Origin of the sequence: uncultured Chloroflexus sp. (genome assembly GCF_937129525.1) — a bacterium.
GTDB lineage: Bacteria > Chloroflexota > Chloroflexia > Chloroflexales > Chloroflexaceae > Chloroflexus.
Window position 1 is genome coordinate 1 of record NZ_CAKZNK010000112.1, and the last position, 14,655, is coordinate 14,655.

The following is a 14,655-nucleotide window of genomic DNA, read 5'->3' on the forward strand; positions in this document are numbered from 1 at the left end:
GATGTCGTCCTGTGGTTAGTAGAACACGCGAAGCTACTCGGAAAACACCTGATCTCATCCATTCAGGGAAGGGCTTCCAGGGAAGGGCTTCGCACTTAAATTTGCAAGATATACCCTTTACCCCGCACATTGAGCAGATAGCGCGGCGCGCTTGGTTCTGGCTCAATCTTTTGGCGTAGATGATGGATATGAGGCTTGATCAGCTCGCCTGCCTCGAGATCGGTTGTATCGTAGCCCTGCGCGCACCGCACCAGTTGCGTGTACGAGAGCATCTGTCCGGCGTGTTCGGCCAGGCAGAGTAACAGGCGAAACTCGGTTGGCGTCAGATTGAGCGAACGACCATTGAGGGTCGCTGTCTGATGCCATGTGTCAAGCGTGAGCGGGCCAATCGTCAACGTGCGCCCAGCCGGTTCAGGCGGAGGTGGCGGTGACGAGACCGGGGCAGACGGTGGTGCCGGTGGCGGACTGGCCGTCACTTTACCGCCGGTCAGCTCTTGCACAGCCGCGCCAATCGTGCCCAGCAGATCGCTCTGGCGACGACGCGCAGCCCGTTCCTCAAGCCCGGCAGCCACACGAGCTAAAATCTGGTTGGGATCACTGGTCTTAAGCAGATAGTCGAAAATACCGAAGCGAATACCCTCAATCGCCGAGTCGAGCGAACCATGTCCGGTCAGAACAATAATGATCGCATCGTGCCCGGCTTCGCGCACTTTCGCCACCACTTCCATACCCTTCATTCCGGGCATCTGCAAATCGACCAGCATCAGATCGAACGGTTCTCGCTCAAACAGAGCTACTGCTTCCTCGCCGGTAGCCGCTGTCGTTACCGCATAACCGGCCCGGCTGAGCAAGGCATTGAGCGTCAGGCGAATATTTTGTTCATCATCGACTACCAACACACGGGGCTGGCTGGTCATACTCATTTGCGCTCCATCCCAATTGCAACTATAGTTGGGATTATTATTGGCATATCATAACATGAGCTGATAGCATGGTCAACGGTATATCATAAAGCCGCCGGACATACCCTAGAGGGGAGCGGGTGCATATGATTGAACGCGAGGATACCATCGCCCATACTGCCAGATTAGAACGAGAGTTGCGGGCCGCCCAGAGTCGGATTGCCGCGCTTGAGCGCGAGGTTGAATTGCAATCTCGTTATGTCCGCGACCTCAACGGACGATTGGCAGGGCTATTGTCGGTATCGGCTGCGCTCTTAATCAATCATGACATCGACGCGATTGTCCAGTTGGTAGTTCAGAATGCAATCAATCTTTTCCCCGGCACAGCGGCGGCCTACATTTACCTTGCTAATCACGAGACCGATGGCAGCCTCCATTTGCGCGCCGCTGCACCTGCCTGTACGCCAGCGCCATACATCTTCCATCTCGCTGAGGTGGCAGCCAAAGCGCCACGCGCGTTGTTATTGAACGGGCCAGAGCTGGAGTATTTCATCCATCAACAACAGAGTCAAGCCCAACTCCCAACCACTGACGCTGGCGCCTGGCCGCAGAGTGTTCTTCTGGCGCCACTCCGCATTGAAATTCAGCGTATCGGCGCCCTCATCATATGCGGTGAACGCCTTTCGCACCTCTACCATCCCCGTGATTTACCGTTCGTACAATCCCTGGCCGACCTGACTGTGATCGCCATCGATGAGATTATGCAGCGCCAGCGTGCCGCTGCTCTGCAGCGCGATCTGGCTCATACTCAATCGCTGCGCGCCGAGGCCGAAGCCCGGTTAAATGCGGCTCAGGCCCAACTGTTGCAGAGCGCCAAGCTGGCCGCCGTCGGCGAGCTGTCGGCCTCTGTCGCTCACGAAATCAATAATCCGCTCTACGCAGCGCGCAACAGTCTCTACCTGGTCGAACAAGACCTGCCCCCTGACGCTCCGCAACGCACGTTCCTGACCATCGCTCAGCAGGAGTTGGGCCGAATCGCCCGCATTATCACGCGCATGCGCGATTTCTACCGCCCTTCGCGCGGCGAACTCACCAGCGCTAACATCAACGCTCTCCTCCGTGAGACGCTCGAACTGGTGACGACGCACCTTCGCCACAATCACGTGACGGTTCATGCTCGCCTTGCCAATGATTTGCCCCCAATTGTGGCCCATGCCGATCAGTTGCGGCAGGTCTTTCTGAATATCATTCTCAATGCCTGTGATGCCATGCCGAGTGGCGGCGAGCTGACGGTGAGCAGCGAGCTGATCGCCGCGCGCGCAGGAGCGCCGGCTACACTGGCAATCTCAATCACCGACACCGGCGTCGGCATTGCGCCTGAACACATTCCCCATCTGTTCGAGCCGTTTTATACCACCAAACCGCACGGCACCGGCCTTGGTCTCGCGATCAGCGCCCATATCGTGACCCAGCACGGTGGCCGCATTACGGTCGATAGCCAGCCCGGCGTAGGGACAACATTTACCATTCTGTTGCCGCTCGAAGCCCCGGCAGCAAGCTGAACATCAACTGAATACCGAAGCCATTGCGCTGGTTCAGTGTGCAGCAAGTTGATCAGAGCATCGCAGCCGTTAGAGAGCGTCTTTCATTGCCGATGCGACAAAACCGGTCAGTATGAAGATGCCAGATTGAAACCGGCAGGGTAAGTTCAATCTCAACCTGTCAGCCCAAACTTGCGCAGTAGTTTTCAGTCAGGTGATGATCGAAGTTATGATCACATCTGTGATCACAATCGGTCATCAGTCACCGTATGCGCCGATCCAACATGCGCTGGCGGTATCCTGTTGATAACGTTTGACTGCGCCGATAACGCGCGCTCCGAATCCACAGACGCAAGATCATCACCGAATGCCATCGTTGCGCTTTGTCCAACAGTGAAAAATCTCACAAAAACCTGATGTTTTTGTTATCGCTTCACCACTATACGTTGTTACCTCAAGGCTCGCCGATAGCGCGGCAACCGGGTAGCATTACAATCAAGATTTGGCCTTCCGACAACAACAAACTCATTCCACACCTGGAAGCTGATACCATGGCAGCTTACCGCATTCAAATATATGATGATGATCCAACCGCTGCGCTCATCACCCAGCGAGGTTTGCAAACATTGCTTGGCGATGAGGTCACCGTTCAGGCTACGACAAACGCCAACGAAGCCTGGCTGGCCTGCGCCAATGGCAATGTGGATCTGCTGATAGTCGATCCCAGCCCCTACGGCGCTGCGGCTGCTCTGATCCGCGCTGTCCGCACCTATCGCCCGTATCTGCCGATCCTTGCCCTCACTGCCTACGACACCCCTGGCCTGCGCGCGCGGATGCAGGCGCTTGGCGTGGAGCTGTACGCGGCCAAACCCATCGAACTACGCGAATTGGCCCCCCTGGTCGCGCAGGCACTCCATCAGACGGTGTGAGCGGCACCGCTACGGTGTAAGGCATCAACCGGGCACCGTCAGGCGACAGATTGTCGCCTGGCGTGCCTACATGTGCTATCATGCGCCATATCGGGAAAGGAGCATGATATGCCTGTCCTTCGTTTTGATTGGCGCTGGATTGCGCTCTTCATCATTCTGATCATTCTGGCAAATACCCGCAGCCTTCCATGGCCGATCACAGCGCTGGCGCTGGCTGCGCCCGCCGGCTGGCTACTCTATCAGGCAGCTCAAACGCTGGGTCTCACCCTGCCCGGTTCGCGCCCGTCAACCCGGGTTACTTACTGGCGTGGTCGCCGGATTGAAACGAGCGGCCCGCCGCGGCGCAATGCGCTCTGGGATCGGGCCAATCTGGCCCCCGGCTTGCTCTACGGCGTGTTCGGCCTGGCGCTGGCCCTGGCGGCGCTGGCTGTCATCGCCCGCAATCTTGGCATCTGAAGGGCGCCTGCTGAATTGCTGTGAGGAGTGATGTGATAACCCTGCCTTTCGGCCTGTTTCGCCGCCGCCGCCTGACTACCGACCAGCAGGATGCGCTGTTGTCCGATCTTGACAGCCTCTTGCAACGAATCGAGGCGACACTCGAGCAGTTTGGCCCTGATATTGATCCTGCCGACCTCAAAGCCTTGTCCGGTAGTCGGGCCAGCCTGCGCGAGCTGTTCTTGATCGTTGTCGCCGGTGAATTTAATTCGGGGAAATCGACCTTTCTTAACGCGCTACTTGGCGCGCAAGTGCTGCCCGAAGGCGTTACCCCGACTACCGATGCAATTACGCTGCTTAAATACGGTGACGAAGCGTTTGACGAGCTGATCGAACCCGGCTTGCGGCTCCACCATTATCCCGCCGAGATGTTGCGCCAGCTCATCGTCGTTGACACGCCTGGCACCAATGCGGTGATCCGTCAACACGAACGACTGACCCGCGACTATATTCCCCGAGCCGATCTGGTGATCTTCCTTACCTCTGCCGACCGTCCCTTCACCGAGAGTGAACGCGCTTTCCTTGAGCTGATTAAGGAGTGGGGTAAGAAGATTGTCGTCGTGATCAACAAAGCCGACATCCTCACCCCCGCCGAACAAGAGCAGGTGGCTCAGTTTGTGCGCGAACACGTCAATCGCGTGCTCGAGCAGTCGCCGGAATTGTTTATGGTTTCGGCTCGACGCGCGTTGCAAGCTCGTCAGCAAGTCGATGGGTCTGGCAACGAGCAGTGGCAGGCCAGCGGCATGGCCGCCATTGAACATTTTGTGGTCAATACGCTGGATGAAGAGACCCGTTTTCGTCTCAAGGTACTGTCACCGCTTGGCGTCGCTCGCCGGATTACAACCAGGTATCTCGAAGCCACTGAAGCTCGACTCGCTACCCTGCGCGATGATATTCAAGCGATTGAACAGATCGAACGCCAGCTTACCCTGTTTGGCGATGACTTGAAGCAGGACGCTGAATATCATCTGGCAGAGATCGATCGCGTGCTGGTTGCCATTCAAGAGCGGGGTGACCGGTTTTGTGATGAAACGATCCGCCTGGGTCGCATTCGCGAACTGCTCGATGGCAATCGCCTGCGCGCCGCCTTCGAGCAAGAGGTCATCGGCGATGCGTATCAGCAGCTCGACCAGCGCGTGCAAAAACTGATCGACTGGTTGATGGAAAAGAACCTGCGGTTGCAGCAGAGTGTGGATGAGTTTGTTCAGCAACGGGCGCTGGCTCACCGCGATCGGATTTTGGGGAATATCGGCGGTAGCTTTGACTACAATCGACAGGCGCTGCTTGATAGCATCGGCAGAGCGGCGCAAACGGCTGTGACCGGCTACAACCGACAGCAAGAGGCTCAGCAACTGGCAAGCGAGGTGCAATCATCGGTCGCCGCTACGGCCATTACCGGGGTCGGCGCTCTCGGACTGGGCGCGACGCTAGTGGCGATCTTTCACACTGTTTTGCTCGATATGACCGGCATTCTGGCTGCGTTAACGGTCGCCGGTCTCGGACTCGCTATTTTACCGGCTCGCCGCCGCCAGGCTAAAGAGACGATCCGCAAGAAGATCGACGAAGTGCGCAATCAACTGCGCGCCGAATTGCGCCAGCAGATCGAGCGGGAGAGCGAACGCACATTGCAGCAAATCCGTGAGCGTAATGCGCCATTCATCCGTTTTGTGCGCTCGCAGCAAACCCATCTGCTTGATCTGCAACGCGCGTTCTCCGATCTCGCTGTCACCGTTGAGAAGTTGAGCAAGCAGATCGAACAGGGATGAGCAGCCGACTCAGTAGCCGTCCTGCCTGAGATATGATTCCGCGAGGAAGGTTGTTGACCTCATAATCAGAAATTCCAGCATGCGCATTCTCATTCCCTCCGATGTCTTTCCCCCCGATGGACGCGGCGGCGCTGCGTGGAGCGTCCATGCCCTGGCGGTCGGCTTGCAGGCCCGCGGCCATCAGGTACAGGTGCTCATCCCATGTCGCCAACCCTGCCGGCGGCCTCTGTTCGATCGAGTCGCCGGACTGTCGTTACAGCGCGTTCCCTATTCAGCGCCGGCCATTCCCTTCGCGCAAAACTACTTTCGTCACGAACGATTCTGGCCCCGGTTTGCGCAAGCAATGATCGCGGTCAGCCGGAAAACCGGCGGATTCGATGTCATCCATGCCCAGCACACCCAGGCTGCCGCCGCTGCCGTGCTGGCTCGCGCCACCCTGGAAGTGCCGGTCGTCGTCACCGTGCGCGATCATTGGCCATGGGATTACTTCGCCACCGGTTTGCACGGCAATCGTATTCCTCACCCAGGCGGATCGTGGCCCGCGCTTGCCACCGATCTGGTTGTCCGCCTCGGTCCGGTGCGCGGCGTCCTGGCCTTGCCTGCCATTCCCTACATGCTCGCTCATGTGCGAACCCGGGCCGCGCTGCTGGCGACCGCCGATGCCGTGATCGCGCCAAGCCACTATATCGCTCGCCGCCTGTCCAGCATTGTCGATCCGACCCGCATCCACGTCTTGCCCAACATCGTTGATATAACCACCAGCGACGCTATCGCCGCCACGCCGCCACAGATCGAGTGGAACGGCGCACTCGTGCTGTTCGCCGGCAAGCTGGAAGTGAACAAGGGCGCCGGCTTGCTGCTCGACCTGATTGCGGCCCTGGCTGAACGTCGCGCCGAATTGCCGCCTTTCACCCTGCTGATTGCCGGTGATGGCGCTCTGCGCCCCGCCATTGCCGCCGCGCTATCGGCCAGCGGTTTAGCCGGTCGCGTGCTGGCCTGGGTCGAACACGACGAACTGCTCCGCCTGACCGCGCGTTGCGACCTCTTTCTCTTCCCTTCTAATTGGGGCGAACCACTCGCGCGCGCCCTGATCGAAGCGGCTGCGCTCGGCGCGCCGATTATCGCTATGCCCACCGGTGGCACGCCCGACATCATCAGCCACGGCGAAACCGGCATTCTCGCCCCTACCCTGCCGGCACTGGTAGAATGGACGGTGCGCCTGCTCAACGATCCCGATACCCGTCTGCGGCTCGGCGCAACAGCGCGCGCCACTGCCAGTGAGCGTTTCGCTGCCAACCGGTTACTCCCGCGTTACGAAGCGCTCTACGAACAGGTCCGACAACGGCGAAAGGCGATGACCGGCGCCTGATACCGGCGCAAACCAGACTGCTTGCTCAACCCGGTGTCAAAGAGCCTCAGCGCGCCGGTCTCGCTCGCCTTATGGCAGGATACCGAACTCATTGAAGGTATGCACCGCAGAGGCAAATAGCTCCGGCAACAGGAACGTCAGCGGTTCGCCCAATCGCAACAACCAACCGGCCAGCAACGAACTGCGCACCAGTTCGCTCCACGGATCAATTGGAAACACAACCAGAACGATCAGCACCGCCGTTACCGCCAGCAAGCCCTGCGCCAGACCGAGCAATGCGCCCAACAGATGATCGATCCAGCCGAGAAACATCAACCCGGCCAGAGAATGCAACAACGAGGCGATAAGACTGGCCGTGCCGCTCACCAGCAGGAGCACCGCTATAAAGCCCAACGCCTGGGCCAGATTCGGATCGGTCAAAAATGAACCGAGCCAGACAGCCACCTCTGTACCGTATTGCCCGGCCAGCATCACGCCGACTACTAACCCCACCACGGCTAACACTTGCCGGATAATTCCCCAGTAGAAACCGAGAATGGTAAAAAGACCCAACACCACTACAACCGCAATATCAGCATCTGTCATGCAAAAACCTCCCTGAACAAATGATCAAGACGACATAAAGTCCTTGACGGGTAATTGACACCTTGCTATAATACCTACACCTGAAAGATTCCTCGTTTCGCTTCCCAGAGCACGCAAAGCTGTCATCCACGGCGCGCGAGCTCGCTGGCATGCGGCAACACCGCCGCCTCAACGCCAGTACGTACCCTGCACGTTAGCATCCCGGTTGTGGCAGTGCATCACCTGCATCGTTGACACCAATCCGCAACCTACTAAATGCTCGACTGGATTGACAGCCGGGCTATCCCTCAGCAGGAGGACTTATGAACATGAGCCTATCCGGTTTCGAGCTGATGAGAATGATCGGCGAACAGCAGGATCGTCGCCAATTTCAACAGCTCAACTGGCGCGGCACCTTTGCCGAGTATCTCGACATTGTCGTCCGCAAGCCACAAGTTGCCCGCAACGCCTTTCAACGGGTCTACGACATGATTATGTCGTATGGCACCGAGGAATTTATCGATGCCAAGAAACGGCTCATTCGCTACAAGTTCTTCTCCGATGAGTCGTTCGATGGCGACGACGCGGTCTTCGGACTTGAGATTCCATTGATGCGACTGGTCAATTTCTTTAAAGGTGCAGCCCGCGGCTACGGCACCGAGAAGCGTGTATTGTTGCTGCACGGCCCGGTCGGCTCGTCAAAATCAACTATCGTGCGCCGACTGAAGCGAGGTCTTGAGCACTATTCACGCACTGAGGACGGAGCATTATACACCTACGACTGGTACCCTGGCGTGATCGAGAATCATGATACCTTTGATTGGCGACAGGTGCCGGAATCGGAATGGGAAAAGTGCCCCATGCACGAAGAGCCGTTGCACCTGATCCCGCGCGATCTGCGCACCGCTTTCATCGATCGGATCAACCAGGATCTCGATCCCGACCGCCAGATTCGAATCGAGGGTGATCTCTGCCCGGTCTGTCGCTTCCACTTCCGCGAATTGATGCAGCGCTACGACGGCGACTGGATGAAGGTCATGAACCACGTCCGTGTCCGTCGCCTGGTCTTCAGCGAACAGGATCGCGTCGGGATCGGCACGTTCCAGCCCAAAGATGAGAAGAACCAGGATAGCACCGAGCTGACCGGTGACATCAACTATCGCAAGATTGCGATTTACGGCTCTGACTCCGATCCACGCGCCTTTAACTTCGATGGCGAATTTAATATTGCCAACCGCGGCATTATCGAGTTTGTCGAAATGCTCAAGCTCGATGTCGCTTTCCTCTACGACCTGCTCGGCGCGTCGCAAGAGCATCGGATCAAGTCGAAGAAGTTTGCCCAGACCGACATCGACGAAGTGATTATCGGTCATACGAACGAACCGGAATATCGTCGCCTCGAGAACAACGAGTTTATGGAAGCGCTCAAAGACCGTACCGTGCGCATCGATATTCCTTATGTCACTCGCCTGCGCGATGAAGTGCGGATCTACGAGCGCGACTTCAACAAGAAGAAGGTGCGCGTCCATATTGCTCCCCATACGCTCGAGATGGCAGCAATGTGGGCCGTGCTCACCCGGCTCGAAGAACCAAAGAAGCCCAACCTTACGCTGTTGCAGAAGCTTAAGCTCTACAACGGCAAGACGTTGCCCGGCTTCACCGAGGATAATATCAAAGAGCTGCGCAAGGAAGCGGTGCGCGAAGGCATGGAGGGCATCTCACCCCGCTACATTCAGGATAAGATCTCGAATGCGCTGGTGAGTAATCAGGAAGAGGGCTACATTAACCCCTTCATGGTGCTCAACGAGCTTGAAAGCGGTCTCAAGAATCACGCCCTCATCACCGATGAAGAGCAACGCAAGCGCTACCGTGACCTGCTGGCAATCGTGCGCGAGGAGTATACTGAGATTGTGAAGAACGAAGTCCAACGCGCCATCTCGGCTGACGAAGAGGCGATCAAGCGGCTTTGCGCCAACTATATCGATAATATCAAAGCCTACACCCAGCGCGAAAAGGTGCGTAATCGCTACACCGGCCAGTACGAAGAGCCGGACGAGCGGTTGATGCGCAGCATCGAGGAGAAGATCGATATTCCCGAGTCGCGCAAGGATGATTTCCGGCGCGAGATTATGAACTATATCGGCGCGCTGGCGATCGAGGGGAAAACGTTTGACTATCGCACGAATGAGCGACTGCATAAGGCGCTTGAGCTGAAGCTGTTCGAAGATCAGAAGGATAGCATCAAGCTCACGTCGCTGGTCTCGCGCGTGATCGACAAAGATACCCAGGAGAAGATCGATGTGGTGAAAGCGCGTCTGATCCGTGACTTTGGGTACAACGAACAGTCGGCAACCGATGTGCTTAATTATGTAGCCTCGATCTTTGCGCGCGGTGATGCGCGTCGCTAGGAGATGGTTGCGCGTCTGAGGATTGGCGCCGGCGGGATGGGGTAACCTGAATGTTACTCCATCCCAGCATCATTCGGATGACTACCATACGCGCTAGCAGCAGATGCATCTCTGCGCTATCGATACGGAAAACAACGGTGTATCGTTCACCTGCCACCAGTGGCACGTGGAGATGAACACTGCCGGTATCCAGTCCTCTCACGGTACCGATCGCATTACAGGTCATGATTGACCATCGCAAATCGAGTGCGGCAAGCCGTGCTCTGGCAAGAGGCTACAATCCATTACATTGACCATCTCAGTGGCACAGGTGTTCCTATGTCGATGTCTATGAAACGCGCTGAGCGCGATCTGAGTCGCTTTCGCGAAATTGTGCGCGGTCGAATCAAGAAAGATTTGCGCAAGTATATGTCGCAGGGTGAGCTGATCGGGCGGCAAGGCAAACGCTACGTGAGCATCCCAATGCCGCAGATCGACATCCCCCAGTTCCGCTACGGCGCCAAACAGGGTGGCGGCGTCGGGCAGGGCGATGGCGACATCGGCGACCCGATTGGGCAGGGTGATGGGCAGGAAGGCGCAGGGCAGGCCGGCGCTGAACCCGGTCAGCATATCCTTGAGGTTGATATTACGATCGAGGAGCTAGCGCAGATTTTGGGTGAAGAGCTGCAACTTCCCAACATCCAGCCCAAAGGCAAGAAGAATCTGATCAGCGAAAAGGATAAGTACAGCGGCATTCGCCGCACCGGACCCAATTCGCTGCGCCACTTTAAGCGCACCTATCGCGAAGCGCTTCGTCGCCAGATCGCTGCCGGTGAGTATGATCTCGATAACCCGGTGGTGGTTCCCATTCCCGAAGATATGCGCTATCGCTCGTGGAAAGAGACCCTTATGCCCGAAAGTAACGCCGTCATTATCTATATGATGGACGTGTCGGGTTCAATGGGAACCGAGCAAAAAGAACTGGTGCGCATGACCGCCTTCTGGATTGAGACCTGGCTACGCTCGCAATACAAGTCAATTGAGATCCGCTATATTGTCCACGATGCTGCGGCAAAAGAGGTCGATCAACAGACCTTCTACCACATCCGTGAAGGTGGTGGCACCAAGATTTCATCGGCGTATAAGCTCTGCAATCGCCTGATTGACGAACGATACCCGGCCACCGAATGGAATATCTATCCGTTCCACTTCTCTGATGGAGATAACTGGGGCGGTGGCGACACACGCGAATGCGTCGAATTGCTCAAACGTGAGCTGTTGCCCAAAGTCAATCTCTTCTGCTACGGCCAGGTACGTTCACTCTACGGTTCCGGTCGCTTCGCCCACGATCTCGAAGAGTATCTTCGTGGTGACGACCGGGTGGTTATCGCTGAAATTGCCGATCGTGACGATATTTACGACGCGATCCGCGCCTTCCTCGGCAAAGGCCGCTGATCGTCTGATGACTCGGGTGTGTCTATGAAGAGTACCCGCCTTCCCGCTCATCTCGAACAAGCGCGTCAGGAGATCGAGCAGATTGCCCGCGAATACGGTCTCGATTTCTTTCCAATCATTTACGAAGTGCTCGATTACCGCACGCTCTATGAGACGGCGGCGTTCGGCGGTTTTCCGACGCGCTATCCCCACTGGCGTTTCGGCATGGAGTATGACCAGTTGCTGAAAGGTCATATCTGGGCCGGTAGCACCATCTATGAGATGGTGATTAATAATAATCCTGCTTACGCCTATCTGCTCGAGGGGAATGAAGACGTGACCCAGAAGATGGTGATGGCGCACGTGACCGGTCACGTCGATTTCTTCAAAAATAATATGTGGTTTGCTCATACCAACCGCAAAATGCTCGATACGATGGCAAACCACGCCGCCCGGATTCAGCGGATTATCGACCGGATTGGCTACGATCAGGTTGAAGAGTTTATCGATACCTGCCTGTCACTGGAAAATCTGATCGATTACCACGCGCCATACATCCGCCGACCCGAAGCGGTTACCCCGCGTCCAATCATCAACGAGGAAGAGCCGCCGGTAGTTGAGGGCTTGCCGGTCGAGCGCGAGTATATGCGCGATTATATCAATCCGCCAGAGTTTCTCGCCGCCCAGCGCCGCAAACTTGAAGAGGAGCGCGCGCGTCAGCGCCGCTTCCCCGAAAACCCACAGCGCGATGTGCTGCTGTTCTTGATGAATTTCGCCCCGCTCGAGAGTTGGCAGCACACCGTGCTCGAAATTATTCGCGATGAGGCTTATTATTTCGCGCCACAGGGGATGACCAAGATCCTTAATGAGGGCTGGGCCTGTCTCGCCGGTGAGAGCCTGATTGTCACCGACAACGGGCTGATTCCGATGCGTGAACTGGTGCTGCGACGGCGTCGGACTGCGGTGAGCGATGGCGAGCAGCGCCAGGTTGTCTATGACTGGAATGTCTTTACCGCCTACCCAACAGTGACCATCCGCACTCGCGCCGGCTTTACCCTTACCGGCTCGCACAACCATCGCATTCTGCTGGCCAATGGCGAATGGCGTCGGCTTGATGCGCTGCGACAGGGTGATCATGCGCGGATTGCCGGTGGCACTGAACTGTGGGCAACGACTCCGGCCAAACTTCCCCGCCGACCATTGCCCACGCGCGCGCTGGCTGTAGCCGGACATCATACGCCTGCGCTCGCGCACCGCTCAGGTCGCCGCAGCTATCGCAGTGGCTTGATCGATGAAGCGCAGGCCCAACGGATTGGCGAACGTTGCGCCACGGTTGCCGATCCATCGCTGCTCGCGGCCATCTGCCGTTCGCCGCGCGCGCAAGTTGTGGCTTTCCTGCGCGCGCTCTGCGCCCACGCCGCTCGTCCTGCCGGCTCTGGCCTGACCATCACCTGCGTCAATGCCGAACTGGCTACCACTGTACAATTACTGTTGCTCAATCTCGGTGTACTGGCACAACGCAACGAGACAACCCTGCATATCGCCGATGCAGATGCCTTGCAGCGCGCATACAATACGCCGGCCACGCCGGTGGCTTGGTCTGATGAAGTGATCGCAATCGAGCATGGCGTGGCCGATGTCTATGACATCTCGGTTAGCGCAACCCATCGCTACGCTGCCCAGGGCTTCATCAATCACAATAGCTATTGGCACAGCACAATTATGACCCAGCGCGTCGCCTCGGCAGCGGAGATTGTGTCATTCGCCGATCTCCATTCCGGCGTGGTCGCCACCAGCGGCGGTCGCCTCAACCCTTACAAGCTAGGGCTTGAATTGCTGCGCGACATCGAAGATCGCTGGAATAAGGGCAGATTCGGCAAAGAGTATGAAGAGTGTGATGATATTGCCCTGAAACGTTCGTGGGACAAACAACTCGGCCTTGGTCGCCAGAAGATCTTCGAGGTGCGGCGGCTTTACAACGATGTGACCTTCATCGATGAATTCCTCACCCCGGAATTCGTGATGGAGCAGAAACTGTTCACCTTCCGCTATAATCGCGATACCGACCTCTACGAAATCGCCTCTCGCGAGTTCAAAGAGGTGAAAGAGAAGCTGCTCTTCCGACTCACCAACTTCGGCCAGCCAGTCATTTTCGTCGAAGACGGGAATTACGGCAATCGCGGCGAACTTTATCTGCGCCATCGCCATGAAGGCGTCGATTTGAAGATGGATTATGCCCGCGAGACGATGCGTAACCTCCATAAGATCTGGACGCGCCCTGTCCATTTAGAGACAGTGATCGATGAGAAACGCCGCCTGTTGTCGTTCGATGGGCGCGACTTCAGCGAACGGCGGTTGGATTGATGGATCAGGTTACCATTCAACACGCTCTACGCCGCGCCGCCGAACAGTTGCAGGCTACCAGCGCGACGGCCCGACTCGATGCCGAACTCCTCCTCGCTCATACGCTGGGATGGTCGCGAGCCAGGGTCGTCGCCGAGCGTGATTATGCGCTGACCTCCGCTCAGCAGACTGCCTTTATGGCCCTGGTAGCCCGCCGCGCCAATCTGGAACCGGTAGCCTACCTGATCGGTCGCCGCGAATTCTTCGGGCTAGAGTTGCTGGTTGACCGGCGCGTGCTGATTCCCCGGCCTGAAACCGAAATCCTCGTTGAGCTGGCCATCGCCGAAGCCCGGCGCTCTCGTCGCGCGCCGATCACCATCGCCGATATTGGCGTGGGTAGCGGCGCGATTGCGATTGCGCTGGCCATGCATGTGCCGCATGCGATTCTGTACGGCGTTGATCTGAGCGCCGATGCGCTAGAAGTTGCTGCCGCCAATGTCGCCCGCTACGGCCTGCACAACCGGATCACGCTGCTGGAAGGTGACCTGTTGGCGCCACTGCCCGGGCCGGTCGATCTGATCGTCAGCAATCCACCCTACACGATATTAAGCGATATTGAAGCAGGTGTTTACCGGCATGAACCGCACCTGGCGCTTGATGGCGGGCCAGATGGCCTGGACTGTTATCGCCGCCTGATTGCCGCAGCGCCAGATTACCTGCATCGCGGCGGCGCAATGTTGCTCGAAATCGGCGCATGGCAGGCGCAGGCTGTGGTACACTTGTTGCGACAGGCGCTGCCACAGGCAGAAACGGGTGTGGATCAGGATCTCGCCGGGCGTGATCGTGTGGTGTGGGCGCGTAATCCAGATGTCATCAACTGATCTAGCTCTGTGTTGCTTCCCAACGGTATACTACAGGCTGAGAT

At 57.4% G+C, this 14,655-nt stretch carries 11 protein-coding genes; 9 read left to right on the forward strand and 2 right to left on the reverse strand.

What is annotated here, in order from left to right:
* Positions 1-95: 95 nt before the first annotated feature.
* The gene (locus Q0650_RS14250) at positions 96-917 is read right to left on the reverse strand and encodes a response regulator transcription factor (protein WP_298820079.1); all 822 of its coding nucleotides are present in this window, start codon (positions 915-917) and stop codon (positions 96-98) included.
* Positions 918-1,048: 131 nt separating this feature from the next.
* On the opposite strand from Q0650_RS14250, the gene Q0650_RS14255 reads away from it, so the two are divergent.
* The 5 genes from Q0650_RS14255 (at position 1,049) to Q0650_RS14275 (ending at position 7,002) form a co-directional block, all read left to right on the forward strand.
* Positions 1,049-2,464 carry an ATP-binding protein gene (locus Q0650_RS14255; protein WP_298820081.1) on the forward strand — a complete coding sequence of 472 codons (1,416 nt, stop codon included), beginning with the start codon at positions 1,049-1,051 and terminating at the stop codon, positions 2,462-2,464.
* Between the two features lie 530 nt (positions 2,465-2,994).
* Positions 2,995-3,372 carry a response regulator gene (locus Q0650_RS14260; RefSeq protein ID WP_298820084.1) on the forward strand — a complete coding sequence of 126 codons (378 nt, stop codon included), beginning with the start codon at positions 2,995-2,997 and terminating at the stop codon, positions 3,370-3,372.
* Between the two features lie 108 nt (positions 3,373-3,480).
* On the forward strand, positions 3,481-3,828 hold the full coding sequence (locus Q0650_RS14265) for a hypothetical protein (protein WP_298820086.1): 348 nt from the start codon (positions 3,481-3,483) through the stop codon (positions 3,826-3,828).
* A 32-nt stretch (positions 3,829-3,860) separates the two neighbouring features.
* The gene (locus Q0650_RS14270) at positions 3,861-5,633 is read left to right on the forward strand and encodes a dynamin family protein (protein WP_298820088.1); all 1,773 of its coding nucleotides are present in this window, start codon (positions 3,861-3,863) and stop codon (positions 5,631-5,633) included.
* 79 nt (positions 5,634-5,712) lie between these two features.
* On the forward strand, positions 5,713-7,002 hold the full coding sequence (locus tag Q0650_RS14275; protein ID WP_298820090.1) for a glycosyltransferase family 4 protein: 1,290 nt from the start codon (positions 5,713-5,715) through the stop codon (positions 7,000-7,002).
* A gap of 69 nt (positions 7,003-7,071) precedes the next feature.
* Here Q0650_RS14275 and Q0650_RS14280 read toward each other — a convergent pair whose 3' ends face one another.
* Positions 7,072-7,587 carry a CvpA family protein gene (locus tag Q0650_RS14280; RefSeq protein ID WP_298820092.1) on the reverse strand — a complete coding sequence of 172 codons (516 nt, stop codon included), beginning with the start codon at positions 7,585-7,587 and terminating at the stop codon, positions 7,072-7,074.
* Positions 7,588-7,895: 308 nt separating this feature from the next.
* Between Q0650_RS14280 and Q0650_RS14285 the strand changes: the two genes are divergently transcribed.
* The 4 genes from Q0650_RS14285 to prmC all read left to right on the forward strand — a co-directional run bounded on the left by Q0650_RS14285 (position 7,896) and on the right by prmC (position 14,611).
* Entirely contained in the window at positions 7,896-9,974 is a 2,079-nt protein-coding gene (locus tag Q0650_RS14285; protein ID WP_298820204.1) for a PrkA family serine protein kinase, read from the forward strand.
* 324 nt (positions 9,975-10,298) lie between these two features.
* Positions 10,299-11,408: a DUF444 family protein gene (locus Q0650_RS14290; protein ID WP_367280824.1), complete on the forward strand. Its 1,110-nt coding sequence runs from the start codon at positions 10,299-10,301 to the stop codon at positions 11,406-11,408.
* Between the two features lie 24 nt (positions 11,409-11,432).
* The gene (locus Q0650_RS14295) at positions 11,433-13,751 is read left to right on the forward strand and encodes a SpoVR family protein (protein WP_298820096.1); all 2,319 of its coding nucleotides are present in this window, start codon (positions 11,433-11,435) and stop codon (positions 13,749-13,751) included.
* The gene (gene prmC / locus Q0650_RS14300) at positions 13,751-14,611 is read left to right on the forward strand and encodes a peptide chain release factor N(5)-glutamine methyltransferase (protein ID WP_298820098.1); all 861 of its coding nucleotides are present in this window, start codon (positions 13,751-13,753) and stop codon (positions 14,609-14,611) included. Before Q0650_RS14295 ends, prmC begins: the two co-directional genes overlap by 1 nt.
* The last annotated feature ends 44 nt before the right edge of the window (positions 14,612-14,655 follow it).